Origin of the sequence: Pseudonocardia halophobica (assembly GCF_027922425.1) — a bacterium.
Lineage (GTDB): Bacteria > Actinomycetota > Actinomycetes > Mycobacteriales > Pseudonocardiaceae > Pseudonocardia > Pseudonocardia halophobica.
In genome coordinates this window covers 12,351-37,476 of record NZ_BSFQ01000007.1, presented here as the reverse complement: position 1 = coordinate 37,476, position 25,126 = coordinate 12,351, and the positions used below count along the sequence as shown (strand labels likewise).

The window sequence follows — 25,126 nt, the reverse complement described above, 5'->3', positions numbered from 1 at the left end:
CGAGGGGTGTTCCGGGCCGTCGCCCGTCACGGTCACACCGTCCGGGCGTGCGCGACGAACGTGAACCGGTCCCCGCGGTACACCGACCGCGTCCACTCGACGGGCCGGTCGTCGGCCGTGTGGCTCAGCCGCCGGACGAGCAGCACCGGGTGCCCCGTGTCGACCGCGAGCAGCTCGGCCTCGCGCGGATCGGCCAGCCGGCTCTGCACGGCGTCCTGGACCCGGTCGACCCCGCGGCCGTAGGCCTCGCGCAAGGTGGCGTAGAGCGAGCCGCGCGCCTCCAGCTCGGCCGCGAGCCCGGGCAGGTCGCCGGCGAGCCGGGCGGTCTCCAGGGCGAGCGGCACGCCGTCGACGAGCCGGACCCGCTCCACGACCTGCACCGGGTGCCCGGCCGCGAGGCCCAGCCTGCCGGCGGTCTCGGCGTCGGCGGGCTCGGTGCGGACGTCGAGGATCCGGTTGGCCACGCGCTCGGGCCCCAGGTCGTCGGTGAACGACGTGAGCTGCTGGACCTCGACGAGCAGCGGCTCGGCGATGTAGGTGCCGCTCCCCTGCGTGCGGTCCAGCCGCCCCTCGGTGACCAGCTCCGCGATGGCCTGCCGGACGGTGGTCCGGGACGTGGCGAACCGCTCCGCGAGCTCCCGCTCGGTCGGCAGCGCGGTGCCCGGCGTGCCGGCGTCGACGAGGCCCAGCAGCGCCTGCTTGACCGTCCAGTACCGCGGCACCCGCACACCGACCCCCTTGACGCCCGAATTGGTCTATGCCAACCTACCAGCCATCGCTTTGGTATAGACCAATCAGAGGGGCTATACGACCGTGGGATTCATCGGGGAACTGCGCGGCTCGTCGAGGCTGGGACTCCTCGTCGCCGCGTCCGCCGCGACCGTCGGCGTCATCTACGGCTACGACCAGTCGAACATCGCCGGCGCGCTGCTGTTCATGACCGACGAGTTCGGGCTGAGCACGCGCCAGCAGGAGCTGGTGACCACGGCCGTCGTCGTGGGCCAGATCGTCGGCGCGCTGGGCGGCGGCGCGCTGGCCAACCGCGTCGGCCGCAAGCCCGCCATGATCGGCGTCGCGGCGACCTTCGGTTTGTTCTCGCTGCTCTCGGCGCTGTCGGTGAGCGTGCCGATGCTGCTCGTGTCGCGGGTGCTGCTGGGCCTCACCATCGGCGTGTCGATCGTGGTCGCGCCGGTGTTCGTGGCCGAGTCCTCCCCCGCCCGGGTCCGCGGCGGGCTGCTCGTGCTCTACCAGGTCGCCACGGTCGTCGGGATCATCGCCGGCTACCTGGTGGCCTGGGCGCTGGCCGGCACCGGGAGCTGGCGCTGGATGCTCGGCCTCGCGGCCGTGCCCGCCGCGCTGGTCACGCTGATGATCGTGCGGCTGCCGGACACCGCCCGCTGGTACGCGATGCGCGGCCGGCTCGCCGAGGCCCGCGCGGTCCTGGAACGGCTCGACCCGGGTGCGGACGCGGACGCGGCGCTCGCGGACATCACCGCCGAGTCCGGCGGGACGCGGCGCAAGGGCGTCTGGCGCGAGATGCTGCGCAAGCCCTACCTGCGGGCCACGCTGTTCGTCGTCGGGCTGGGCTTCTTCATCCAGATCACCGGCATCAACGCGATCGTCTACTACTCCCCACGGATCTTCGAGGCGATGGGCTTCAGCGGCGACGCGGCGCTGCTCGGGCTGCCCGCGCTCGTGCAGGTGGCCGGCCTGGTCGCCGTCGTCGGGTCGCTGGTGACGGTGGACCGGATGGGCCGCCGGCCCGTGCTGCTCGGCGGGATCGGGATCATGGTCCTGGCGAACGTGCTGCTCATCGCGGTGTTCGCGACCGGAGGCGGCACGGTGCTCGGGTTCGTCGGGCTGGTGCTGTTCACCGTGGGCTTCACGTTCGGGTTCGGCTCGCTGGTGTGGGTCTACGCCGGGGAGGCCTTCCCGGCCCGGCTGCGCTCGCTCGGCGCCAGCACCATGCTGACCGCCGACCTCGTGGCCAACGCCGTGGTCGCGGCCGTGTTCCTCACCCTGCTCAACGGGCTCGGCGGCGTCGGGACGTTCGTGGTGTTCGGGGTACTCGCCCTGCTGGCCATGGTGTTCGTGCACCGGTACGCGCCGGAGACCCGCGGCCGGGAGCTGGAGGAGATCCGCCTGTACTGGGAGAACGACGGCCGCTGGCCGGCGGCCCCGAACCACACGGAGCGGGAGACCGCGCGATGAGCGACCTCCTCGCGCTGGACATCGGCGGCTCGACGACGCGGACGTTGCGCTGCACGGACGGGCGCCGCCGCTCCTCGGAGACCGGCTCGGCCAACCTCGCCTCCGTCGGCGACGCCGAGGCCGGGCGCCGGCTCGACGCGGCGTTCGCCGGGCTCGGCGACCTCACCGGCGTCGAGGCGGTGTGCGCCGGGGCGGCGGGCGCGGACTCCCCCGCCACCGTCGCCCGCCTGACCGCGCTGCTGGCCGAGCGTGTCCCGCACGCCCGGGTCCTCGTCGTGCACGACACCCAGCTCATGCTGGCGGCCGCCGGGCTCGACGCGGGCGTCGTCCTGATCTCCGGCACCGGCTCGGTCGCGTGGGGCCGCCGGCCCGACGGCGGGCACTTCCGCGCCGGCGGCTGGGGCTACCTGCTCGGCGACGAGGGCAGTGGGTGGTGGGTGGCCCGCGAGGCCGTGCGGCACGCGCTCGCCCGACACGACCGCGGCCTGCCGCACGACGCCGTGACCGCCGCCCTGCTCACCGGCTGCGGGCTCGAGGGCTGCGACCAGCTGCTCGACCACGTCTACGGGCGGCCCGACCGCCGCTACTGGGCCGCGCGGGCCGACGCCGTCGCCGGGCTCGCACCGGGGGACCCGGCGGCCTCCGCGATCCTCGGTCGCGCCGCCGACGCCCTCGCCGACCTGGCCCGCTGCGTGCTCGACCGGCTCGACCTGCCCGGTCCGGTCGTGCTGGGCGGCGGGTTCGCCGTGCACCGCCCGCTGCTGCAGCGCCTGCTCCGCGACCGCCTGCCCGGCGTCGACCTGCAGGTCCTGCGCACCGATCCCGTCCTCGGCGCGCTGCACCTGGCGCGCGCCCTGGTGAGCGCCCCGGAGACCCCGGCCGGCGCCGTCCCCGTCCTGGAGGAGACCCCGTGACCACGACCCTTGGCGGCCCCGGTGCGCTGATGGCCTCGGAGACCGCCGAACAGCCCGCGGTGTGGCGACGGCTGCTGGCCGATTCCGGCCCGTCGGGCGCCTCCGGGGTCGACGCCGCGGCCGCGCTGGTGCGGCGCCGGTCCCCGCGGTTCGTGCTGCTGGTCGCCCGCGGCACCAGCGACCACGCCGCGCTCCACGCGAAGTACCTGGTCGAGATCACGCTCGGACTGCCCGCCGGCCTGGTCTCGCCGTCGACCTTCACCGCCTACGGCGCCCGGCCGGACCTGCGTGACGTGCTGATGATCGCGGTCAGCCAGTCCGGCGGCTCGCCCGACCTGCTGCGCACACTGGAGGTCGCGAAGGCCGGCGGCGCGCTCACGGTCTCGGTGACCAACAACGCCGGGTCCGCGCTGGCCACGACCGCCGATGCACACGTCGACGTCCTCGCCGGTCCGGAGCGGGCCGTGGCCGCCACCAAGTCCTACACGGCGCAGCTGCTGGCGCTGTACCTGCTGCTCGGCGGTGCGCCCTCCGCGGCCGCGCCGCTGCCGGACCTGGGGGCGGGCGTGCTGGACCGGGACGCGGAGATCGCCGCACTGGCGACCCGGTACCGCTTCGCCGAGCGGATGATCACGACCGGGCGCGGCTACTCGTACCCGACCGCCCGCGAGGCGGCGCTGAAGCTGATGGAGACCGCCTACGTCTCGGCGCAGGCCTTCTCCGGCGCCGACCTGCTGCACGGCCCGCTCGCGCTGGTGGAGCCGCGGGTCCCGGTGCTGGCCGTGGTTTCCGCCGGGCCGGGTGGCGAGGCCTTCCGCCCGGTGCTCGACGCCCTCGCCGAGCGCCACGCCGACGTGCTGACGGTGGGGAGCGCCGCTGTGTCGACGGCCGGCGGCGCCGGCGCGGAGATCCGGCTCCCGGAGACCCCCGACGCCCTCGCCCCCCTCCTGGAGATCCTGCCCTTCCAGCTGCTGGCCCGGCACGTCGCCGTCGACCGCGGCGGCGACCCCGACGCACCCCGGGGCCTGCGGAAGGTGACGGAGACCCTGTGACCCCCGACCCCGTGAGCGGCGACTGCCCCTCTAGCGGCACTCGCCACTCACGACCCCTGGTGAGCAGCGACGTCGCCGTCCTGGCCGCCGACACCGTCGTCCTGCCCGGGTCGTGCGGGCCGGGGTGGATCGGCATCGCGGGCGAGCGGATCGTGGCGACCGGCATTGGTCGCCCGCCGCGGCACGCGGACCGGGAGCTGGGCGCGACCGTCGTCGTGCCCGGGTTCGTGGACCTGCACGTCCACGGCGGCGGCGGGGCCGCCTACATGACCGGGGACCCGGAGGAGGCCGCCCGCGCGGTGGCCTTCCACCGCGCCCACGGCACCACGACCACGCTCGCCTCGCTGGTCACGGCCACGCCGAGGACGCTGCGCCGGGCGGTCGCGGCCCTCGCCGGGCTGGTGCAGGACGGCGAGATCGCGGGCGTGCACCTCGAGGGGCCGTGGCTCGCCGAGGGCCGCTGCGGTGCCCACGACCCGGCCCTGCTGCGCGACCCCGATCCCGCCGAGCTCGACGCCCTGCTGGGCACCGGCGTGATCCGGATGGTCACCCTCGCACCGGAGCGGGAGGGCGGGCTCGACGCCGTCCGGCGGGTCGCGGGCTCGGGCGCCCTCGCCGCCGTCGGCCACACCGACGCGGGATACGCGCTGGTCCGGGCCGCGATCGAAGCCGGGGCGCGGGTCGGCACGCACCTGTTCAACGCGATGGCCCCGCTGCACCACCGCGAGCCCGGCCCCGCCGCCGCCCTGCTCGGCGACCCGCGGGTGACGGTCGAGCTGGTCACCGACGGGCTGCACGTGCACCCCGCGCTGTGGGAGCTGGTGCTGGCCTCGGCCGGCCCGTCGCGGGTCGCGGCGGTGAGCGACGCGATGGTCGCCGCGGGCATGCCCGACGGCCGCTACCGGCTCGGCGAGCTCGACGTCCGGGTCGACGGCGGGGTCGCCCGGCTGACCGGGCGCGGCTCGATCGCGGGCAGCACGGCCACCGGCGACGCCCTGTTCCGCCGCATCGTCGAGAACGCACCCGACCGGACGTCTGGCCTGGTCAGGGCGGTGGCGATGACGGCGTCGACGCCCGCGGCGACCCTCGGGCTCCCGGTCGGCGTGCTGGAACCGGGCCGCCGGGCGGACGTCGTCGTGCTGTCGCCCGAGCTGGAGGTGCGGGAGGTCTACCGGCGCGGGGCGCGTCTGGCGCCGCCCGCGTAGGGCGATGCCGGCCGGACCGGACGGGCGGACCGTGCGGCCCCATGACCGCACTGGTGCGCCGGCACCGCCTCGTCGCGTTCTTCCTGCTCACCTTCGTACTGTCGTGGTGGTCGTGGCCGCTCCAGGCGGTCGGCCTCGCCCCGGTGGCCCACTGGAGCTGCGGTCCGCTGCTCGCGGCGCTGATCGTGGCCGGGGTCGCCGACGGCCGGGCGGGGTACCGGGACCTGGGCGCGCGGCTCGTCCGGTGGCGGGTCGGCGTCGGGCCCTGGGCCTTCGCGATTCTCGTCCCGCTGCTCGTGCTCGCGGTGGCCGTGGCGCTGAACGCGGCCGTCTGGGGTGCACCCGCGCCCGACCTCGCCCGGATCGCCTGGGGCGACCTGGCCCTCGTCGCCGCCGTCCGGCTCGTCAACCCGCTCGACGGGCCGATGGGCGAGGAGCCGGGCTTCCGCGGCTACGCCCTGCCGTGGCTGCAGGTCAGGCGGACGCCGCTCACGGCGGCGCTGGTCCTCGGGCCGATCGTGGCACTGTGGCACCTGCCGCTGGTCGTCACCGGGCAGCTGGCCCCGGTCGGGCTGCCGGTGACCGTGGTGATCACGGTCGTCTACGTGTGGCTGTTCGACCGGGCGCGCGGCAGCGTGCTGCTCACCCTGGTCTTCCACGTCCTGCAGGGGACCGTCGGCTACGCCGTGCTCGGCCTCACCGGCGCCGACGCCGCACGGATGGACCTGCTCACCGGTGCGCTCTGGACCGTGCTCGCCGTGGGCCTCGCACTCGACCCGCGGATGCGCCGAGCGGCCCCGGAGGAGGCGACGGTGACCCGGCTCGCGGCGCGCACCGCCTGACGGCCGTCACCACCACTCCCGCGGCAGCCGCGCCTCGATGTCCCGGACATGTTCTCGGGCGCAGGCCGGGCAGAGCGCGCTCTCCCGCCCGTCGGGTTCCCGCTCGACGCTCCAGGCCAGGCGCGCGGGATCGCCGGGCTCGACCGCCGCCCCGCAGCGCTCGCAGGTCCACATGCCGCTCCCCTCCCCCGCGAGCCGGCACTCTCGCGTCACGAACCACGCATTCCCGTTCCCCGGGATTCGACTCGCAGGATCAGGCGGGGACGGGCGCGGCGGCCGGCTCGTCTGCGTGCCGGGCCAGCCGGCCGGCGATCGCGGCGCAGGCCATCAGCTGGATCTGGTGGAACAGCATCAGCGGCAGCACGAGCAGCCCGACCTGCGGGCCCGCGAACAGCACGCCCGCCATCGGCAGCCCGCTGGCCAGGCTCTTCTTCGAGCCGCAGAACAGGATCGTGATCCGGTCGGCGCGCGGGAACCGACGCGGGACGAACCAGGTGATCGCCAGGACGACGCCGAGCAGCACCACGCACGTCGCGAAGAGGGCACCCAGCGCCGCCGGGGAGAGCCGCCCCCAGATCCCCTCGACCATGCCCTCGCTGAACGCCGCGTAGACGACCAGCAGGATCGAGCCGCGGTCGACGACCTGCAGGTACTTCTTGTTCCGCGTGACCCAGCCACCGATCCAGCGGCGCAGCAGCTGGCCGAGCACGAACGGCGCGAGCAGCTGCAGGGCGACGTCGACGATGGCGCCCCCGGAGATCCCGCCTTGCGAGGAGAGCAGCAGGCCGGTGAGCAGCGGGGTGATCACGATGCCGAGCAGGTTGGACAGCGAGGCCGCGCAGATCGCCGCCGGCACGTTGCCGCGGGCCACGGACGTGAACGCGATCGACGACTGCACCGTCGACGGCAGGCAGCACAGGAACAGCACGCCCAGCTTCAGCTCGGTGGGCAGCACCGCGGACGGGACGAGCTGGATCGCCAGCCCGAGCAGCGGGAACAGCACGAAGGTCGCCAGCACGACCGTGCCGTGCAGCCGCCAGTGCTTGAGCCCCTCGATCGCTTCGCGGGTGGACAGGCGCGCGCCGTAGAGGAAGAACAGCAGGCCGATGGCCACGGTCGTCGCGTGCCCGACGCCGGTCGCGACGGCCCCGCGCGCGGGCAGCAGCGCCGCGATCCCCACCGTGAGGAGGATCAGCGCCAGGAACGTGTCGATCCGGACCCGGTCCCGGAGACGCTTCAACCGCTGCAGCACGGATTCTATCGTCCGCCACCGACGCTCATTCGGAAACACGGACACCGCTCTGTCTGTCATCACGTCCTACGATGAGCGAATGCTGGACCCGGTGCTCCTGCGCTCGTTCGTGGCGGTCGCGCGCACGTTGAGCTTCACCCGCGCCGCGGACCGCCTCGCCGTCCGACAGTCGACGGTGAGCCAGCACGTCCGCAAGCTCGAGGCCGAGGTGGGCCGCACCCTGCTCGCCCGCGACACCCACACCGTCGCCCTCACCCCGGACGGCGAGGCGATGCTGGAGTTCGCCACCACGATCCTCGACACCGGCGAGCGGGCCCTGGCGCACTTCCGCGGCGCGCGGGTGCGGGGGCGGCTGCGGTTCGGCGTCTCCGAGGACCTCGTGCTCACCCGGCTGCCGACGATCCTGGCCGGGTTCCGCCGCCGCCATCCCGAGGTGGACCTGGAGCTGACCGTCGGGCTCAGCGAGACGCTGGAGGCCGAGCTCGACCGCGGCGAGCTCGACCTGCTCTTCGCCAAGCGCTCCCCCGGCCGGACGGGCGGCACGCCGGTCTGGCACGACCGGTTCGTCTGGGTGGCCGCCCCCGGTTACCGGCCCGACGACGGCGCGATCCCCCTGGTCAGCTACCCGCCGCCCAGCCTGTCCCGGGCCGCGGCGATCGCGGCGCTGGAGGCCGCGGGCCGGCCGTGGCGCATGGCCTGCACCAGCGGCTCGCTCTCCGGGCTGCGGGCGGCCGCGCTGGCCGGGCTCGGGGTCGTCGCGCACGCGGAGACGCTGCTCCCCAGCGGGCTCGCTCCGGTCCCCGGGCTGCCGCGGCTCGGCGAGTTCGACTTCACGCTGCAGACCGGCCGCCGCGCCCTGACCGCCCCGGCCGAGGCCCTGGCCGGGGCGATCCTGGACAGCGCGGGAAGCCTCCGCGTCCTGTGAGTGGCAATAGTCGCCATAGCGACTATTGCCACTCACGGGGGTCAGGAGCGGCGCTTCAGGTAGTCCGCCACCACCTCGGCGCCGAGGCCGTCGAGGGTCGGGTTGACCACGCGTCCGCCGACCCGCTTCGCGACGTCGTCCATGAACACCGCCAGGCGCGGGTCGTCGCCCAGCACGAAGAACGTGAACGCCGCCTTGAGCGAGGCCAGCTTGTCGAGCTCCCCGATCGTCGCCCGCAGGGTGTACGGGCTGGGTGGGTAGTCGAAGTAGGCCTCGCCGTCGGGCTCCAGGTGGGCCGTCGGCTCGCCGTCCGTGACCACGAGGACCACCGGGGTCGCGTCGGAGTTCTTGCGGAGATGCTGCCCTGCCAGCAGGAGGGCGTGGTGCAGGTTGGTGCCCTGCGCGTACGCCCCCTCCAGGCCCACCAGCTCCCCCAGCTCGACGGACTGCGCGTGCCGCCCGAAGGTCACGAGCTGCAGCGCGTCCCCGCGGAACCGGGTGGAGATCAGCTGGTGCAGGGCCAGCGCGGTGCGCTTCATCGGCACCCACCGGCCCTCGGCGACCATCGACCAGCTCGTGTCGACCAGCAGGGCGACCGCCGCGCGGGTGCGCTGCTCGGTCTCGACGATCTCCACGTCGCTGACGTCGAGCGCCCGCGGGTCGCCGGCGGCCCGCCGCAGCTGGGCGTTGAGCAACGTCCGCGGCACCGACCAGGCCTCGGTGTCGCCGAAGGCCCACGGCCGGGTCGCCCCGGTCGCGTCCCCCGCCGCACCGGCCCGGTGGGTGTCCCGCTGCCCGCTCCTCCCGCTGAGCTGCTCGGCGACGTCCCGAAGGATCGACTGCCCCAGCCGGCGCAACGCCTTGGGGGACAGCAGGAGCGACCCGTCGGCGGCCCGCTCGAACAGGCCCTGCCGCTGCAGCTCGCGCTCCAGCTGGGACAGCGTCCGGGCGTCGACGCCGGCCTGCTCGCCGAGCATCTCGGTGAGCGCGTCGAGGTCGATGTCGTCGAGCCGGGCGCCCGGGTAGCTCTGCGAGAGCTGCTCGGCCAGCGAGTCGAGCTGCCCCAGCTCCTCGAGCGCGCGGGTGGCCTTGCCCATGCCCATCGGGTTCTCCCCGCGGAACCGGCCGGAGCCCTCCCAGTCCTCGCCGGGCCGCATGGCCTGCAGCATCGAGTCGAGCCGGGCCATCTGCTGGGCCAGCCGCGGGTCGCCGAAGGCCTGCTGGGCCAGCTCCATCAGCTCCGCGCGCTGCTCGGCGGACATCGAGTTGAGCATCCGCTGCGCCGCCGCGGCCCGCTGCGCCAGCAGGTCCGCCAGCTCGTCCGTGTTCTGCGGGTTCTCGGGGAAGAAGTCCCCGTGCTTCTGCATGAACTCACGGAACTCGTCCGTGGTGTCCTGGCCGGCCGCGTGGTGCTCGAGCAGGTCGTTGAGATCCGACATCATCTCGTGGATCCGCTCGACGTCCTCGGGCGTCGCGTTCTCCATCGCCTGCTTCATGCCCTGGAAGCGCTGGTCGAGCATCTCCCGGCCGAGCAGGTCGCGGATGTCCTCGTACGCCTGCCGGGCCTCCGCGGACCGCCAGTCGTACTCGTTGAGCTCGCGGACCGCGCCGCCGGTGTCGTTCGGCAGCGCGTCGAGCTGCATCTCGCGGAACCGGGCGTCGTCGGAGTTCTCGTTGCCCAGCGACTGCCGCTCGGCGTCGAGGGCGCGCTGCAGCAGCTCGCGGACCTCCTGCAACGTGCCGTCGAGCCGGTTATCCCGCTGCAGGGTGCGGCGGCGCTCCCAGACCTGGCGGGTCAGGTCGTCGAGCCCGCGGCGGCCGTCGAGCCCCCTCCGGAGCAGCTCCTGCAGCGCCTGGCGCGGCGAGGAGCCCTCCATGACGTCCCGGCCGATCTGGTCCATCGCCGACCGGATGTCGAACGGCGGGGCGAGCGGGTCCGGCCCGCCGGCGTACGGGCCGTAGGCGTAGCGGAGTCTCCTGCGGCGCGGATCAGCCATATTCCACCGTGTCGCCGTCGTCGGTCTCGTCCTTGGCGAGCTTGCGGGTGAGGAACAGGTACTCCAGCGCCAGCTCCGCGGCGCTCGCCATCGGGCCCGGGTCCTCGGTGCCCTCGGCGCCGAGCCGCGTCGCGACCTGGGTCAGCGAGTCGACGGTCGGCAGCTTGGCGACGACCTCGGCCGCCGGCACCCGCTCGCCGGTGCGGACCGGGCGGGTGGCCACCTCGTCGGCCAGCTCGGAGAGGTCGACCCCGCGCAGCGCGAACCGGGCGGTGTCGGCGATGGCCCGGCGCAGCAGGTGCTCGAGGATCTCCTCCTCGCGGCCCTCCTCGCCGGACTCGAACTCGATCTTGCCGCGGAGCACGGCGGGCACGGCCTCGAGGTCGACGGGCCGGGCGTAGGCGCGTGCCTCCCCCGTCAACGCCGCGCGGCGCAGGGCGGCGGCGGCGACCGTCTCGGCGGCCGCCACGGCGAACCGGGCGGACACGCCGGAGCCCTGGTCGACCGCGCTCGACTCGCGCAGGTGCCGGGTGAACCGGGCGACGACCTCGATCAGGTGCCGCGGCACCTCCGCGGCCAGGTGGGCCTCCTGGACCACGAGGTCGACCTCGTCGGACACCTCGAGCGGGTAATGCGTGCGCACCTCCGCGCCGAAGCGGTCCTTGAGCGGCGTGATGATCCGGCCGCGGTTGGTGTAGTCCTCGGGGTTCGCGCTCGCCACGAGGAGCACGTCGAGCGGCAGGCGCAGCGTGTAGCCGCGGACCTGGATGTCCCGCTCCTCCATGACGTTGAGCAGCGCGACCTGGATGCGCTCGGCGAGGTCGGGCAGCTCGTTGATCGCCACGACACCGCGGTGCGCCCGCGGGACGAGGCCGAAGTGGATCGTCTCGGGGTCGCCCAGCGAGCGGCCCTCGGCGACCTTCACGGGATCGACGTCGCCGATCAGGTCGGCGACGGCGGTGTCCGGGGTGGCGAGCTTCTCGGTGTACCGCTCGGAACGGTGCACCCAGCCGACGGGCAGGTCGTCGCCCAGCTCGGCCGCGCGCCGCACGGTCTCGGGCGCGATGGGCTCGTACGGGTGCTCGCCGAGCTCGGAGCCCTCGACCACGGGGGTCCACTCGTCGAGCAGGTTGGCGAGGGAACGGAGCAGGCGGGTCTTGCCCTGGCCGCGCTCGCCGAGCAGCACGACGTCGTGGCCGGCGATCAGGGCGCGCTCCAGCTGCGGGAGCACGGTGGACTCGAAGCCGACGATGCCCGGCCAGGGGTCGCGGCCCTCGCGGAGGGCGGCGAGGAGGTTGTCGCGGATCTCGGTCTTGACGCCCTTGAGCTCGTGCCCGGAGGCACGGAGGGCGCCGAGGGTGCGGGGAAGATCGGAAGGTGCGGTGAACGGCACGTCCTCCACGCTACGCCCGCGTCATGATTACCGCGCAACGTTTCCGTGTTCGTGCAGGTCAACGGGCTATTGGCCGCTCGCGGATCCGGCCGGGGTCAGATCGGCATCGCGCTCGGGAAGCGGGTGCGGAAGTCGAGGATGCGCACCTGCTCGGGTGTGACCGCGATGCGCCACATCTCGACCTCGGGCGGGAACCGGCTCACCCACGCCGTACCTTGCTCCGGGCCGAAATAGCGTTCGGCTGCCTTCGCGTACTCGACGCAGACACCGGTGACCTTCGAGAGGTGCGCCCGCCCCCTGACCGAGAGGACCTTGTAGGGCCACTCCTCGGAGTCGATGGTGATGGCGACCGGTACGCCCTCGTCGAGTGCCTTCAGCTTGGGCGCACCCGGCGGCGTCGCCATCACGATCTCTGCGCCGTCCCAGTGGAACCAGATCGGCACCACCCGCGGGCTCCCGTCCCGCCAGGAGTAGGCCAGCCGGGCCGGGATCCTGGACGACAACAACTCACGGGCCACCGGATCGTCGAGGTCCGCGCGAGCCCTCCTGCTGTGGACGGCAGGGTCCGACGACATGTTCATGCACCTACCCGACTACCACCGCGGCAGCTGACTCTCGACCACGGCAGAGGGCAAGGCTCGCCGCGCTCGAACGCCGACGCAATACGGAGGAGTACGTACGGGGTCGTGAGTGCCGAGTGCCCCTCTAGGGGCAGCCAGCACTCACAGGAGGAGCAGCACCGTCGGGACCGCCACCAGTGCGAGTGCGCCGAGGCGGACGGCCACGCGGGAGTACCAGGGCAGCGGGCAGGGGTGGGCGGTGATGCGCTCGATGCGGGCGTCGAGGGCGTCGGTGAAGGAGCTGAGCGCCGCGGCGGGGGCGGAGCCGCCGACCGTCTTGAGCGCCCCGACGAGCTCGTGCGGCTCGGAGCGGCAGGCCGCCACGTCGTCCGCCCGCATCTCGATGAGCTCGGCCACCGCCACCTGGGCGCACACCATCCCGCGCACGAACGGGGCCGTGGCGCCCCAGGCGACGAAGGGCAGGACCACCAGGTCGTGCCGCTCCCGCAGGTGCGACTTCTCGTGGGCGAGGACCGCCCACACCTCCTCCGGCGACAGGGCCTCCAGGACCCCGGCCGAGACCACGAGCCGGGAGCTGCGGCCGGGCAGGCAGTAGGCGACGGGCTGGGGATGGTCGAGCACGCGGGTACCGGGCGAGTCCGGCCAGGGCGTGGCCAGCACGTCGAGCAGGTCCCGGTGCCGCCGGCGGGCGCGGACGGTGCGCAGGTACATCGTGCCCAGCACCCACACCAGACGCGCGCCCACGCCGAGCGCCGCGAGCATCGCGATCAGGTGGACGGCGTCGAACCGGTCCGGCCAGTGCCCCTCATTCCACTCCGTGAACAGCGTGCCGATGGCCGACGGGAGGGAGTCGCCGAGCGGGGACAGCCCGTAGACGACCCCCGAGCCGACCAGCGAGAGCCCGCCGGCCAGGCCGATCGCCTGCCACACGAGCAGCCCGCCCACGGGGTCGCGCCGCGTCCAGCGCGCCCGGGCGAAGGCACGGCTGACCGGCTCGGCGAGGAGCACACCGAGCAGGAGGAGGCCGAGCGCCGCGAGCGCCATCGGCCCATTGTCCGGGAGGCCGGGCGGGACTAGTCGAGCAGGTCCCGCAACTTGCGCCGCTCCTCGTCCGGGATGGAGCCGAGGAAGCGGGCGAGGGCGGCCCCGCGGTCCGGTGCGCCGTCGAGCGCGTCGTTCATCAGCTCGGCGACGTGGTCCTCGCGGCTCGCCGTGGCGCGGTAGTGGTGCGCCCGCCCGTCGCGCGTGCGGACGACGAGCTGTTTGCGCTCGAGGCGGCCCAGCACCGTGAGCACGGTCGTGGTGGCGAGCTCGCGGTCGGCGAGCGCCTCCTGCACGTCGCGGGCGGTCAGCGCGCCCCGTCCTTCGTGGGCTGCGGCCCAGAGGACCTCCATGACCGCACGTTCCAACTCACCCAGGCTCGGCACGGGATCGATTCTACTCGACGTAGAAGCCGACCGGCGCCAGAACTTAGGGTGTCCTTCACGTGACCTGTACCTCGTCGCCGACCTGGAGGTGGGTGAAGAAGGCCTTCGCGTCGGCCTCGAGGAGCTTCACGCAGCCGGCCGACGGCGTGTCCTGCCGGCCCTGGTGGAAGGCGATGCCGCCGGGGGCGAAGAAGACCGAGTACGGCATCTGCACCAGGTACTCGCGGCTCGTGTACTGCTCGGCCTTCCACTGCACGGAGAAGGTGCCGAGCGGGGTCGGGTCCTCCTGGTCACCGGTCTGCACCTGCACCGGTCCGCGGACGACCGTGCCGCCGTCCATCAGCCACGCCTTGCGGCCGGCCACGTCGACGCAGGCCCGGGCCGTCGCGGTGCACGGGGTGCCGGCGACTCCGTTCGGGTAGGTCGCGGGGGCCTCGCCGCGGGCGGCGGACGAGCCCGACGACGCGGCCGGGGCCGCCGCACCGAGCCGGGTCGGCGCACCGGTGCCGGTGCCCTCGGCCTCGTCGGTGTCGTCGGTGCTCGGCGCGGGGTCCGGCTCCGTGGTCGCGTCCTCGTGCGTGCCCTCGGCCGGCTCGCTCTCCTCGGCGTCCGACGCGGGCGACGGGTCGAGCAGGCCGCCCAGCGAGGGCACCACCGGGCGGGCGTCCGGCTGGGCCGCCGCGGGACCGAAGCCGACGAGTCCGACGACGAGGGCGACCACCCCCGCCACCACGGCTCCGCTGACCGCCGCGGGTCGTGCCCGCCCGGCCGCCCGCCGTCCGTCCTGCCGGACCATCCTCACCTCACCTGCCGCACGTCCTTCCCGGCTCAACGACCGGCCGCCGGGGCGGGTGACGGCCGCGGCCGCGCCGAGGTGACGATCCGTCGACATCGAGACCTTCGGGTGAGACGGAGGTTTCACCCTCACGACCACCTGGCTGATTCAGCTACCCGGAGTGGTCGAGCAGGACCGAACGGAGCAGTGCTGGTGTCGGACGGGCCGCCGTCAGCGGCCCTCGTAGGCCGGCACGCGCTTCTCGGAGCGCGCCGTCCGGCCCTCCTCGAGATCCGCGCTGCGCCAGCAGCCCTCGAAGGCGTCGGCGAGGACGGGGTCCTCCTCCCCCAGCTCGACACGGTCGAGCACCAGCTTGTTGTAGGCCAGGGTGAGCGGCGCGAGGCCGGCGAGCTCCGCGGCGAGGGCGCGCGCGTCCTCGAGCGTGCCGAGGCGGTCGACGAGGCCGCGGTTCAGGGCCAGCTCGGCGCCGACGGTGTCGCAGGCGAGCAGCAGCGCGCGGGCCGTGGCGCCGCCCGCGACCTGCGCGAGCCGGCGGATCGTCCACGGGTTCACGGCCAGCCCGAGCCGGGCCGTGGGCAGCGCGAAGACCGCGCCCTCCGCGGCGACACGCAGGTCGCAGGCGATGGCGAGCTGTGTGCCGGCCCCGATCGCCGGGCCGTTGACGGCGGCGACCACGGGCACCGGCAGGGAGTGCACGGCCCCGAGGGCGGCGTGCAGGGCGTCCCGGAACCCCTCGCCGTAGACCTCGCCGAAGTCGGCGCCGGAGCAGAAGCTGGTGCCGGTCCCGGTGACCACGACCGCCCGGACCGCGGCCGCCCGCAGCTCCTCGGCGGCGGCCACGATCCGCCCGCAGGTCTCGACGTTGAGCGCGTTGCGCCGCTCCGGCCGGTCCAGCTCGATCACGCCGACCCGGTCCACCCCGACCGTCACGTTGACCGCCACGTCCACACTCCCCCTCGCCCGCCGACCGACCGGCCGAGATTACGAGGTGCGGGTGCCGGTCCCGGGCTAGGGTCCGGCGCATGGCGGAGCAGGGGCTGCGGATGGGGACTCCGGCCGGGCGCTGGGTGTTGCTGACGACCGTGCTCGGCTCCAGCCTCGCGTTGCTGGACGGCACGGTGGTCAACGTGGCCCTCGCGCACATCGGCGAGGACCTCGACGCGGGCTTCACCGGGCTGCAGTGGACCGTCAACGCCTACACCCTCAGCCTGGCCTCGCTGATCCTGCTCGGCGGGTCGCTCGGGGACCGCTACGGGCGGCGGCGGATCTTCGTGATCGGTGTCATCTGGTTCGCGCTGGCCTCGCTGGCCTGCGGGCTCGCCCCGAACATCGAGACCCTGGTGGCGGCCCGGGCGTTGCAGGGAGTCGGCGGGGCGCTGCTCACCCCGGGCAGCCTCGCGATCATCTCCGCGTCGTTCCACGGCAGGGACCGGGCGGCCGCGGTGGGGGCGTGGTCCGGGCTCGGCGGCATCGCGGGCGCCGTCGGGCCGTTCCTCGGCGGCTGGCTCGTGGAGTGGACCTGGCGCGCGGTGTTCCTGCTCAACCTGCCGCTGGCGGTCGTCGTCGTGGCGGTCGCGCTGCGGCACGTGCCGGAGAGCCGGGACGTGGCGGCGGCCCGCGGGCTGGACCTGTCCGGCACGGCCCTGGCGGTGGCCGGGCTCGCGGGCCTGACCTGGTCGCTCACCGAACTGGGTGCCGGCGTGCGCTCGGGCGCGGTGTGGGCCGCGCTAGCCGTCGGGATCGGGGCGCTGCTGGTGTTCGTGGTGGTCGAGCGGCGCTCCCGGCACCCACTCGTGCCGCCGGTGCTGTTCAAGGACCGGGTCTTCACCGCCGCCAACGTCGTGACCCTGCTCGTGTACGCCGCCCTCGGGGCCCTCTTCCTGCTGCTGGTGCTGCAGCTACAGATCGTGGCGGGGTTCCCCCCGGTCCTGGCGGGCGCCGGACTGCTGCCCGTCACCGTCGTCATGCTGCTGTTCTCCTCGCGGTCCGGGGCGCTCGCCGAGCGGATCGGGCCGCGGATCCCGATGACCGTCGGGCCCATCCTCGCCGCCTGCGGGCTGCTGCTCATGATGCGCATCGGGCCGGCGGCGTCGTGGCTGTTCGACGTGCTGCCCGCGGTCCTGGTCTTCGCCGCGGGCCTCACCCTCACCGTCGCCCCGCTCACCGCGACCGTGCTCGACGCCGCGCCCGACCGCTATGCCGGGGCCGCCTCCGGCGTGAACAACGCGGTGGCCCGCGCCGCCGGGCTGCTCGCCGTCGCCGTGATCCCCGGGGTGGCCGGGATCGGCAACGCCGACTACTCCGACCCCGTGGCCTTCAACGCCGGGTTCCGTACGGCACTGCTGATCGGGGCCGCCCTGCTGGTGCTGGGTGGGCTGGTGTCCGCGCTGACGATCCGCAGCCGGCTGCGCGCGGAACCCGAGCCGCAGGCCGAGCCCGTCGGGCCGCCCTTGGAGCGGATCCCGCTCGAGCGCTGTGCGCACTGCGGGATCTCGGGCCCGCAGGTCTACCCGCGCGACTCCGCGGGTTCCTGAGCCCGCGCCCGCCCGCCCGCCAGGTCCCCCGCGAACCCGACGACGACCTGGTCGATCCGCCGCAAGGGCCGGACCGCCGCGAGCAGGTCCCGGCGCAGCCCGGGGTCGTCGCAGCGCGAGGCCCACGCCTCGGCGGCGTCGACGAGGTCCTCGGCCGACACGATCCCGTCCCTCGCGGCCGGCCCGCCGGGCCGCAGCAGGTCGCCGAGGCCGGCGATGTTGGCCCGGATCCGTTCGACGGCGGGGTCGAGTGTCGGCGCCCACCCCGGGACGACGATCCGGTCCGACAGCCGCGCGAGCGCGCGGGTGTAGTGGTCCACGGCCGTCAGCACCCGGAGGGCGCGCTGGTAGCTGCCCCGCCCGTGACGCCGAGGCAGCGGGTTGTCCAGTGGCTTCGCCCGCTGCCGCAGCGTGCCGAGCTTCTCGTCGGCGGCGCGGGCGAGCTCGACCGGCAGGCCGGTGGGTGGGCGCCCGGTCAGCCGGTCGACCGTGGCCTCCAGGGCCTCGTCGAGGGCGAGCACGGTGTCGTCGAGCGCCTCGCGGAAGGCGGCCCGGGTGTGCTTGGGCAGGATGACGAGCGCGGCCAGGGCGCCGAGCGCGCCGCCGGCTGCCGTCTCGATCACGCGCAGCACGAGCGTCTCGACCGAGAACTGCCCGATCAGGCCGTAGAGCAGGGCGAGCACCGCGGTGATCCAGAAGGCGAGCAGCCCGACGGAGATCCGGAACAGGTAGAGCGCGAGGAACACGCACGCCGCCAGCAGGATCAGCGTCGGGACCGCCCGGCCGCCGACGGCGAAGGCCAGCAGCATCCCCGCCACGACCCCGCCGACGGTCCCGATCAGCCGCTGCCACCCGCGGGCGAGGACGTCGCCGCGGCTCGCCGTGCCCGCGAAGACCACGAACGCCGCGATCACCGCCCAGTACCAGCGGGACGGGGAGATCAGCTCGCCGGCCACGATCGCGAGGCTGGTCGCGACCCCGACCTGCACGGCCTGGCGCGTGGACAGCGCGATCCGGTCGACCGGCCGGCCCGGGACCTCCTCCTCGTCCTCGGGGTCCTCGCTCTGCTGGGCCAGCGTGATCGGGGCCGGGACGGCGCTCTCGCCGCCCTCGAGCGCGTCGGCCAGCCGGATGACCGCGAACGCCACCCGCTGCTCGCGGGGCCGCGCACCGCTGTGTTCCTCGGCGAGCTCCTCGACGCTGCGCCGCGCCCCGGCGAGGACCGCCCCGCGCATGGCCTCCGGCGCGCCGGTCGCGGTGGCCGAGGCGAGCCCGCGCACGCCGTCGAGCAGCGCCTCCCGCACCTCGGGCTCGAGCGCGCCCGGCCGCTCGGGGTCGTCGGCCAGCCGCCGGGTCGAGACCGCGAGCCGCTCGGCCGCCAGCTCCAGGTCGGCGACGGCGAGGGACAGCGCGCGCCGCGGGTCGTCCTCGCCGGCCTCCTCGTCCGGGTTCTCCCGCTCGTCGCGCAGCTGCTCGATCCGGTCGACGACCAGCAGCATCGTGTCGTTCAGCCGGGTGCGGCGGCGGTGCAGGTCCCGCAGTGCGGCGTCGACGTCCTTCTCGTCGTCCGCCGGCGCCTCGAGGACGTCGATGACGGCCAGCGCGAGGGCGTGCACGTGCGCCCGGACCGCACGGAGCAGGTCGTCGAGCACCTTCTCCGGCTTCTCGGCGAACACGAAGCCGCGCAGCAGCAGCGTCGACCCGAAGCCGACGGCCACGGCCGCCAGCAGGGTGGGCAGCTGTCCCGGCTTCGCCTGCAGGAACTGGGTGAAGAAGTAGGGCATGAACATCGCCATGCCCAGCGCCATCCCGCGCGGCCCGTACCGGCGGATCCACACCGCCGCGATCATGACCAGCACGAACACGACGTCCGAGACGAGCCGGTGCTCGGCCAGCAGGGTGCCGAGGACCGTCGCCGCGGCGGCGGGCAGCACCATCAGCGCGGTGGTGACGCGGCTCCGGTGGAGGTCCGGCTCGTTCACCGACAGGTTGCTGACCATCGCCAGCACCGCCGCGAACACCACGACGGTGACGGGCTGCCCGGTGACCGCGCGGACGACGGACATGAGGGCGACGGCGAGCACCATGGCCGCCGTCGCCACCCCGGCGAGCCGCAGCCGGCCCAGTCCGGGGTCCACGCCCGTCACCCAGGTGCGCAGCTCCCCGATCCACGCCCGCCCGCGCACGGCTCGGAGTCTCCCACCGCGGTGATCGGCCCGCTCACGTCAGGCTCGGCTCAGGCCCAGCTCCGTGGCGAGCGCGCGCAGGGCCGCGCGGTACTCGTCGTCGGGCGTGCCGGACGCGGTGAGGATCTGGGCGCAGATGTGGTCGGCGCCCGCCTCGAGGTGGGCGTTCAGCCCGGCGGCGACGGCGGCCGCGTCGCCGTGCAGGACCAGCGCGTCGATCGTGCGGTCGCTCGCGGTGTCGAGGTCCTCCTCGGTGAACCCGGTGCGCAGCAGGTTGCGTCGGTAGTTCGACAGCCGCAGGTACGGGTCGCGGACCTTCGGCCGGCCGACCGTGCGGGCGTACTCCGGGTCGGTGGAGAGGACGACCTTGTGCTCCGGGGCGAGCAGCGGGCCGTCGCCGAGGATCTCGCGGGCCTCGGCGGTGTGCCGCGGGGTGGTCAGGTACGGGGCGGCCCCGGCGGTCCGCTCACCGGACAGGCGCAGCACCTTTGGGCCCAGCGCGGCCAGGGCGCGGGCCTCGACCGGGACCCCGGCGGCGTCGAGCTCGTCGAGGTAGCCGACGATCGTCTCGTACGGCGAGCGGTACTCCCGGACGGCCTCGGGGTGCCCGATCCCGACACCGAGCAGGAAGCGGCCGGGGTGGGCCTTCTCGATGCGGTGGTAGGACTCCGCGACCTCGGGTGCCGGCGCCTGCCAGATGTTGACGATGCCGGTCGCGATCGCGATCCGGTTGGTCGCCGCCAGCAGCTCCTCGGGCAGCGCCAGGTCGGCGGGCGGGGAGCCGCCGATCCAGATCGCGCCGTAGCCGAGCGCCTCGATCTCCGTCGCGAGCCCGGGGGTGAGCTGGTCGCGGCGCAGCCAGATCCCGTAGCGGTCCAGGTCCACCGACATGCGTTCCTCCTCGCGTGCGTCGTTGCGGGGGTGTTCCCCTTCCCCGGCAACCGGCCCTCACACGCCGCGCATTCCTGTCGGTGCCCGTCCGTAGGCTCCCGGGTGTGAATCATCGGGGCGTGAGTCGCACCCTCCCGTGGCGTCGCCGGCCTCAGGTCCTCGTCCCCGCCCGGCCGGACCGGCCCCGCCGGGTGCGGCCCGGCACGCGCGCGGTCGTGGTCGGCGGCGGGATCGCGGGCGTGAGCGCGGCGGTGGTGCTCGCCGAGCGCGGGGTGGCGGTCACGCTGCTGGAGGCCGCGCCCACCCTGGGCGGGCGGCTCGGCGCCTGGCCGCACACCCTGCCGGACGGGTCGGAGCAGGTCGTCGAGCACGGGTTCCACGCCTTCTTCCGGCACTACGACACCTGGCGCTCGATCCTGCGGCGGATCGACCCGGGGCTCGGGTTCCTGCGCCCGGTCGAGGGCTACCCGGTGATCTCCCGTCGCTGGCCGGCCGAGGACCTGGGGAACCTGCCGGCCGCGCCGCCGTTCAACCTGCTCGCGTTGTTCGCCCGCTCCCCCAGCCTGCGGCTGCGGGAGATCGCGGGGGCCGACGCGGCGCTCGGGTTCGCCCTGCTGGCACACGACCCGTCCGCGACCGCCGCGCGGTTCGACGAGCTGAGCGCGGGCGAGTTCCTCGCGCGGCTCGGGGTGTCGGAGCGGGCCCGGCAGATGCTGTTCGAGGCGTTCGCGCGGTCCTTCTTCTGCGACCAGGACGGGCTGTCCGCCGCCGAGCTGGTGGCGATGTTCCACTACTACTTCCTGGGCAACCCGGCGGGCATCGGCTTCGACGCGCCCGCCGAGGACCACCTCACGGCGATCTGGGTGCCGCTGGCCGCCCACCTGCGCGGTCTCGGGGCCGAGATCCGGACCGGGGCGCGCGTCACCTCGCTCGAGCACGCGGGGCGGGCGTGGCGGGTACACGGCGTGGCGGGGCCGGTGGAGGCCGAGCACGTGGTGCTGGCCCTCGACCCCGGGGCGTTGCGGACGCTGCTGGCCGAGTCCCCGATCGCCCCGGACCTCGCACAGCGGGCGGCGGCGCTGACGGTCGCCCCGCCCTTCGCCGTCACGCGGCTGTGGCTGGACCGGGACGTGCGGCCGGAGCGGGCGGTGTTCAGCGCGGTCTCGGGCGAGGCCACGCTCGACTCCGTCACCGTGTACTCGCGGCTGGAGGGTGAGTCGGCGCGCTGGGCCGCGCGCACCGGCGGGTCCGTCGTGGAGCTGCACTCCTACGCCTGCCGGGCTCCGGACGTCACGAGCGCCACCGCGCGAATGCGCGCGGAGCTGGCGGCGCTGTGGCCGGAGACCGCTGCCGCCGGGGTCGTCCATCTGCAGGAACGGCTCGAGGCCACCGCACCCGCGTTCCCGCCCGGCACCGCGGGCACCCGCCCGGGCGTCGTCACGGACGCGCCGGGGGTGCGGGTCGCCGGCGACTTCGTGGAGTGCCCCTACCCCTCGGGGCTGATGGAGCGGGCCGCGATGACCGGGGTGCTCGCCGCCAACGACGTCCTCGCCGCCGTCGGGGCCGGGCCCGAGGAGATCCGCGGGATCGCCGCGCGTGGGCTGCTGGCGGGGATGCCCGTGCACCGGCTCGGCAGGTTCGGGCGGGGCGGTCCGGTGGTGCCGCTCCCGGACCCGGCGCTGCGGTGAGCGTCTCGGGTCGCGTGGCCGCCGCTCGCCCACCCGGCGATGCGGTGAGCACGTCGGGTCGCCTGGGCGCTGCGTCCGTCGAGGTGGCCGCGCGGGCCGCCCGGCTCGCGGTGCACGTCGACGCCGAGCGCGGCGTGGCGTTGGTGCACCCGCTCGACGCGGCGGGCGAACCCGTCGCCGCCGTCCGTCCCGTGCCGCTGCCGGAGCTGGACCTCGGCGGTCAGCGGGCGGTGTGGCGCAACGCCCGCACGTACCGGACCCTGCTGGCCGCGGGCGTGCGGGCGGAGCGGGCGCACGACGTCGAGTTGGTCGAGGGCCTGCTCGTCGGCGCCGACGGGGCCTTCGGCGCGCCACACGGCCTGGCCGCCGCGGCGGCCCGACTGGCCGGTGAGCCCGTCCCGCCGGACGAGGGGCCCGAGGAGTCGGCCGACGAGCCGCCGGCCCTCTTCCGCCGCTCCGAGCCGGACCCGGTCGGGACCCTGGCCGCGGTCGTCGCGGTGCACGGCGCCCAGCAGCGGCGGCTCGCCGCCGATCCCCGGCTCCGGACGCTCGCCGCGGCGGAGTCGGCCGCCGGGATCGTCGCCGAGGAGATGCGCGCCGAGGGCCTGCCGTGGCGCGCCGACGTGCACGACGCCCTGCTCACCGAGGCGCTCGGACCCCGCCCGGCCGGGCACGGCCGGGCCCCGCGGCTCGCGGCGCTCGCGGCCGAGGTCGAGGAGGCGTTCGGGCGGCCGGTGAACCCCGACTCCCCCGCCGAGCTGCTGCGGGCCTTCGCCCGGGCCGGCATCGAGCTGCCCAGCACCCGGTCGTGGGTGATCAAGCGGGTCGACCATCCGGCCGTCGCGCCGCTGCTGGCGTACAAGGACCTCGCGCGGCTGCACGCCGCGCACGGTTGGAACTGGCTGCGGACCTGGGTGCACGAGGGGCGGTTCCGGCCCGAGTACGTCGTCGGCGGGGTGGTGTCGGGGCGCTGGGCCACCCGCGGCGGCGGGGCGCTGCAGATCCCGAAGGCCGTGCGGGCGGCGGTGCGCGCCGACGCGGGGTGCCGGCTCGTGGTGGCCGACGCCGCGCAGCTGGAACCGCGGATCCTCGCCGCGATCGCCGGCGACGCCGCACTGGCCCGCGCCGGCGGCACCGAGCGGGACTCAGATCTCTACGCCGGTCTCGCCGCCGAGCTGTTCGGGGCGGGTGTGCCGGACGGGCGGGCGAGGGCCAAGCTGGCGGTGCTGTCGGCGATCTACGGGCAGACGTCGGGCGACGCCGGCGCTCACCTCGCGCTGCTCCGCCGCCGCTTCCCGGCCGCGGTCGCGGTGGTCGAGGAGGCGGCGCGGGCCGGCGAGGAGGGGCGGCTGGTCCGGTCGTGGCTGGGCCGCACGTGCCCGCCGGCGCGGCCGGGCGACGAGGTGCCGTCCCGGGCGCGTGCGCGCGGGCGGTTCACCCGCAACTTCGTCGTGCAGGCCACTGCGGCGGAGTGGGCGCTGGTGCTGCTCGCGGAGCTGCGGACGATGCTGCACCGGGCCGGGAACCCGTCCCGCCTGGTGTTCTTCCAGCACGACGAGGTGCTGCTGCACGGCCCCGCCGCGGCCGCGCCGGAGGCCGCCGAGCTGGTCCAGGCCGCCGCGGACTCCGCCACCCGCACGCTCTTCGGCGCCACACCTGTCCGCGTCCCGATGCCCGCCCGCGTGGTGGAGTCCTACGCCGAGAAATAGCAGCGCATTATGGTTCCACAACGCGCGATTTCTGCTCGCCAAACCGCATTATGGTTCCATCACGCGTCATAGTTCGCCCCTCAATCGCGTTGTGCTTCCGTACTGCGAGTTTGGGCCGGGCCGCCGCGGCCGTCGCCGGCGATCTTGCGGGAGTCGTGGGTCTGGGGGTACGAGACCGGCTCCACCCGGATCAGCACCCGGCGGGGGCTGTCGAGGAGCCGCAGCATCCGGTCGGGGTCGCGGGGCTGGAGGCGCCGGGCGAGGAGCGGGAGCACGGCGTCGAGCGTCGCCCGGTCCCGGTGTACCGTCGCCCGCCCGCGGATCCGCACCATCCGCCGGCCCGGCAGGTCCGTACCGAGGTTGCTGATCACCAGCCCGACGCGCGGGTCCCGCTCGGCCGCGGCCGCGTGCGCGCGCCCGGTGACCGCCGTCAGCCAGAACACGCCGTCGTGGAACAGGTGGCTCATCGTGACCCCAGCGGGCCAGCCCTCCTCGTCGGTGAAGAGGAACGTGCACTCCCGGGCCGCTTCGACCAGCTCGGCCCGGTCGGCCGCGGCCAGCCGGGCCTGGTCCATGCCTTCGAGGTCCCGGTCGCCGACGCGCGTCACGAGCCGAGCGTAGGCCGTCGGACGGCCGTTTGGTAGGGCTCCTACGCGGCCGCCGGTATGGGCGCGCCGAGCGCCGCGAGGACCGCGGCCCCCATGGCCTCCATGCCCTGTGCGTTGGGGTGCACCGGTGCCGCCGGCGAGGTCGGCAACAGGCCCTCGATCCACTTCACGCCTGGCAGCCGGCACATGTCGTGCCCGATCGTCGGCGTGTAGGTGTCGACGTACGTCGCCCCGCTCGCGCTCGCCTGGGCACCGAGCATCGCGTTGAGGTCCTTCTCGATCCCGCGCAGCCACGCGACGTCACCCGGGCTGAACGGCACCACCGGGAAGCAGCCCGGCCCCTCGTCGGGCAGCAGCGCCGGGTACCCGACGACGGCGACGCGCGCCCCCGGCGAACGGGTGCCGATCGCCCCGAGCGCGGCAACGATCTTCGGCGCCGTCTCCGCGATCCGCTGGTTCAGCTGGTCGCCGTAGAAGTCCCGGCAGGCGGCGCCGAGCGGCTGCTGCGGCGACCGGAGCGCACACTCCTGGATGATCTCGCCGAACCCGATGTCGTTGCCGCCGATGGTGAAGGTGACGAGGTCCTCGGTCCCGGTCAGCGCGTCGAACTGGGCCGGGTTCTCGCCGAAGGTGACCTTCTGCGGTGCCGTGAAGTCCGCGGTGGTGGCGCCGCTGCAGCTCACGTCGACGAAGTCCGTGGCGCCCGTCCCCTCGGCCACCACGGACGGGAAGTTGGAACCCGACCGCAGGCACCCCGCGGGTTGCCCGGTCTGCGGCGGGACAAGCGGGCCCGCGCTGTAGGAGTCGCCGAGGGCGACGTACCGGCCGGCCTGCTCGGTGTCGTCGGCCAGGGCCGTCCCCGCGGTGCCGACGGTGCCGACCAGCGCGAGCACCACGCCGACGAGCACGGCCAGG

At 75.0% G+C, this 25,126-nt stretch carries 23 protein-coding genes; 9 read left to right on the top strand and 14 right to left on the bottom strand.

Annotation, left to right across the window (positions count from 1 at the left end; genetic code table 11):
• Positions 1-32: 32 nt before the first annotated feature.
• Entirely contained in the window at positions 33-728 is a 696-nt protein-coding gene (locus PKE99_RS10800) for a GntR family transcriptional regulator (protein ID WP_037038843.1), read from the bottom strand.
• Between the two features lie 85 nt (positions 729-813).
• Here PKE99_RS10800 and PKE99_RS10795 point away from each other — a divergent pair, with 85 nt between their 5' ends.
• The 5 genes from PKE99_RS10795 to PKE99_RS10775 are packed head-to-tail and all read left to right on the top strand — an operon-like array spanning position 814 to position 6,224.
• Positions 814-2,211 (top strand): sugar porter family MFS transporter, encoded by a 1,398-nt coding sequence (locus tag PKE99_RS10795; RefSeq protein WP_051736525.1) that lies wholly within the window; start codon positions 814-816, stop codon positions 2,209-2,211.
• The gene (locus PKE99_RS10790; RefSeq protein WP_037038841.1) at positions 2,208-3,125 is read left to right on the top strand and encodes an N-acetylglucosamine kinase; all 918 of its coding nucleotides are present in this window, start codon (positions 2,208-2,210) and stop codon (positions 3,123-3,125) included. Before PKE99_RS10795 ends, PKE99_RS10790 begins: the two co-directional genes overlap by 4 nt.
• Before the next feature lie 29 nt (positions 3,126-3,154).
• Positions 3,155-4,177, top strand: coding sequence for an SIS domain-containing protein (locus PKE99_RS10785; protein ID WP_051736571.1), 1,023 nt, complete (start codon positions 3,155-3,157; stop codon positions 4,175-4,177).
• A gap of 59 nt (positions 4,178-4,236) precedes the next feature.
• The gene (locus PKE99_RS10780; RefSeq protein ID WP_051736524.1) at positions 4,237-5,382 is read left to right on the top strand and encodes an N-acetylglucosamine-6-phosphate deacetylase; all 1,146 of its coding nucleotides are present in this window, start codon (positions 4,237-4,239) and stop codon (positions 5,380-5,382) included.
• A 41-nt stretch (positions 5,383-5,423) separates the two neighbouring features.
• Positions 5,424-6,224, top strand: coding sequence for a CPBP family glutamic-type intramembrane protease (locus PKE99_RS10775; protein ID WP_037038836.1), 801 nt, complete (start codon positions 5,424-5,426; stop codon positions 6,222-6,224).
• 6 nt (positions 6,225-6,230) lie between these two features.
• Here PKE99_RS10775 and PKE99_RS10770 read toward each other — a convergent pair whose 3' ends face one another.
• Positions 6,231-6,398, bottom strand: a complete 168-nt coding sequence (locus tag PKE99_RS10770; RefSeq protein WP_197040382.1) for a hypothetical protein — start codon at positions 6,396-6,398, stop codon at positions 6,231-6,233.
• Between the two features lie 79 nt (positions 6,399-6,477).
• Entirely contained in the window at positions 6,478-7,473 is a 996-nt protein-coding gene (locus tag PKE99_RS10765; protein WP_425566503.1) for a bile acid:sodium symporter family protein, read from the bottom strand.
• Between the two features lie 82 nt (positions 7,474-7,555).
• Between PKE99_RS10765 and PKE99_RS10760 the strand changes: the two genes are divergently transcribed.
• Positions 7,556-8,401, top strand: coding sequence for a LysR family transcriptional regulator (locus tag PKE99_RS10760; protein WP_037038830.1), 846 nt, complete (start codon positions 7,556-7,558; stop codon positions 8,399-8,401).
• Positions 8,402-8,442: 41 nt separating this feature from the next.
• On the opposite strand, the gene PKE99_RS10755 is transcribed toward PKE99_RS10760, so the two are convergent.
• The 7 genes from PKE99_RS10755 to PKE99_RS10725 all read right to left on the bottom strand — a co-directional run bounded on the left by PKE99_RS10755 (position 8,443) and on the right by PKE99_RS10725 (position 15,537).
• Entirely contained in the window at positions 8,443-10,398 is a 1,956-nt protein-coding gene (locus PKE99_RS10755; protein ID WP_037038828.1) for a vWA domain-containing protein, read from the bottom strand.
• Entirely contained in the window at positions 10,391-11,791 is a 1,401-nt protein-coding gene (locus PKE99_RS10750; protein WP_037039360.1) for an ATP-binding protein, read from the bottom strand. The genes PKE99_RS10755 and PKE99_RS10750 overlap by 8 nt, the downstream gene beginning before the upstream one ends.
• A 95-nt stretch (positions 11,792-11,886) precedes the next feature.
• Positions 11,887-12,366, bottom strand: a complete 480-nt coding sequence (locus tag PKE99_RS10745; RefSeq protein WP_037039358.1) for a pyridoxamine 5'-phosphate oxidase family protein — start codon at positions 12,364-12,366, stop codon at positions 11,887-11,889.
• Between the two features lie 147 nt (positions 12,367-12,513).
• Positions 12,514-13,416, bottom strand: coding sequence for a M56 family metallopeptidase (locus tag PKE99_RS10740; protein WP_037038826.1), 903 nt, complete (start codon positions 13,414-13,416; stop codon positions 12,514-12,516).
• Between the two features lie 29 nt (positions 13,417-13,445).
• Positions 13,446-13,799, bottom strand: coding sequence for a BlaI/MecI/CopY family transcriptional regulator (locus PKE99_RS10735; RefSeq protein WP_037038825.1), 354 nt, complete (start codon positions 13,797-13,799; stop codon positions 13,446-13,448).
• A 55-nt stretch (positions 13,800-13,854) separates the two neighbouring features.
• A complete protein-coding gene (locus tag PKE99_RS10730) occupies positions 13,855-14,595 on the bottom strand; it encodes a L,D-transpeptidase (RefSeq protein ID WP_081923620.1) in 741 nt (246 codons plus the stop codon).
• A gap of 210 nt (positions 14,596-14,805) precedes the next feature.
• The gene (locus PKE99_RS10725) at positions 14,806-15,537 is read right to left on the bottom strand and encodes an enoyl-CoA hydratase (protein ID WP_231497990.1); all 732 of its coding nucleotides are present in this window, start codon (positions 15,535-15,537) and stop codon (positions 14,806-14,808) included.
• Positions 15,538-15,617: 80 nt separating this feature from the next.
• Between PKE99_RS10725 and PKE99_RS10720 the strand changes: the two genes are divergently transcribed.
• A complete protein-coding gene (locus tag PKE99_RS10720; RefSeq protein WP_037038823.1) occupies positions 15,618-17,129 on the top strand; it encodes an MFS transporter in 1,512 nt (503 codons plus the stop codon).
• On the opposite strand, the gene PKE99_RS10715 is transcribed toward PKE99_RS10720, so the two are convergent.
• Together PKE99_RS10715 and PKE99_RS10710 are read right to left on the bottom strand one after the other, a co-directional pair.
• Positions 17,102-19,315, bottom strand: a complete 2,214-nt coding sequence (locus PKE99_RS10715) for an FUSC family protein (RefSeq protein ID WP_051736522.1) — start codon at positions 19,313-19,315, stop codon at positions 17,102-17,104. The genes PKE99_RS10720 and PKE99_RS10715 overlap by 28 nt on opposite strands.
• A 39-nt stretch (positions 19,316-19,354) precedes the next feature.
• Positions 19,355-20,206, bottom strand: coding sequence for an LLM class F420-dependent oxidoreductase (locus tag PKE99_RS10710; protein ID WP_037038821.1), 852 nt, complete (start codon positions 20,204-20,206; stop codon positions 19,355-19,357).
• A 119-nt stretch (positions 20,207-20,325) separates the two neighbouring features.
• On the opposite strand from PKE99_RS10710, the gene PKE99_RS10705 reads away from it, so the two are divergent.
• Entirely contained in the window at positions 20,326-21,894 is a 1,569-nt protein-coding gene (locus PKE99_RS10705) for an FAD-dependent oxidoreductase (RefSeq protein ID WP_231497989.1), read from the top strand.
• A 44-nt stretch (positions 21,895-21,938) separates the two neighbouring features.
• A complete protein-coding gene (locus PKE99_RS10700; protein ID WP_231497988.1) occupies positions 21,939-23,603 on the top strand; it encodes a bifunctional 3'-5' exonuclease/DNA polymerase in 1,665 nt (554 codons plus the stop codon).
• A gap of 80 nt (positions 23,604-23,683) precedes the next feature.
• Here the strand turns inward: PKE99_RS10700 and PKE99_RS10695 are convergent, their stop codons facing one another.
• Together PKE99_RS10695 and PKE99_RS10690 are read right to left on the bottom strand one after the other, a co-directional pair.
• Positions 23,684-24,211 (bottom strand): pyridoxamine 5'-phosphate oxidase family protein, encoded by a 528-nt coding sequence (locus PKE99_RS10695; protein WP_051736520.1) that lies wholly within the window; start codon positions 24,209-24,211, stop codon positions 23,684-23,686.
• A gap of 41 nt (positions 24,212-24,252) precedes the next feature.
• Positions 24,253-25,119: an SGNH/GDSL hydrolase family protein gene (locus tag PKE99_RS10690; protein ID WP_231497987.1), complete on the bottom strand. Its 867-nt coding sequence runs from the start codon at positions 25,117-25,119 to the stop codon at positions 24,253-24,255.
• Positions 25,120-25,126 lie beyond the last annotated feature (7 nt).

Bases quoted from the DNA above. Each gene is read 5' to 3' on its own strand.
- PKE99_RS10790 (WP_037038841.1), top strand. From the start codon at position 2,208: ATGAGCGACCTCCTCGCGCTGGACATCGGCGGCTCGACGACGCGGACG.
- PKE99_RS10785 (WP_051736571.1), top strand. From the start codon at position 3,155: ATGGCCTCGGAGACCGCCGAACAGCCCGCGGTGTGGCGACGGCTGCTG.
- PKE99_RS10775 (WP_037038836.1), top strand. From the start codon at position 5,424: ATGACCGCACTGGTGCGCCGGCACCGCCTCGTCGCGTTCTTCCTGCTC.
- PKE99_RS10770 (WP_197040382.1), bottom strand. From the start codon at position 6,398: ATGTGGACCTGCGAGCGCTGCGGGGCGGCGGTCGAGCCCGGCGATCCC.
- PKE99_RS10760 (WP_037038830.1), top strand. From the start codon at position 7,556: ATGCTGGACCCGGTGCTCCTGCGCTCGTTCGTGGCGGTCGCGCGCACG.
- PKE99_RS10755 (WP_037038828.1), bottom strand. From the start codon at position 10,398: ATGGCTGATCCGCGCCGCAGGAGACTCCGCTACGCCTACGGCCCGTAC.
- PKE99_RS10745 (WP_037039358.1), bottom strand. From the start codon at position 12,366: ATGTCGTCGGACCCTGCCGTCCACAGCAGGAGGGCTCGCGCGGACCTC.
- PKE99_RS10740 (WP_037038826.1), bottom strand. From the start codon at position 13,416: ATGGCGCTCGCGGCGCTCGGCCTCCTCCTGCTCGGTGTGCTCCTCGCC.
- PKE99_RS10730 (WP_081923620.1), bottom strand. From the start codon at position 14,595: ATGGTCCGGCAGGACGGACGGCGGGCGGCCGGGCGGGCACGACCCGCG.
- PKE99_RS10720 (WP_037038823.1), top strand. From the start codon at position 15,618: ATGGCGGAGCAGGGGCTGCGGATGGGGACTCCGGCCGGGCGCTGGGTG.
- PKE99_RS10710 (WP_037038821.1), bottom strand. From the start codon at position 20,206: ATGTCGGTGGACCTGGACCGCTACGGGATCTGGCTGCGCCGCGACCAG.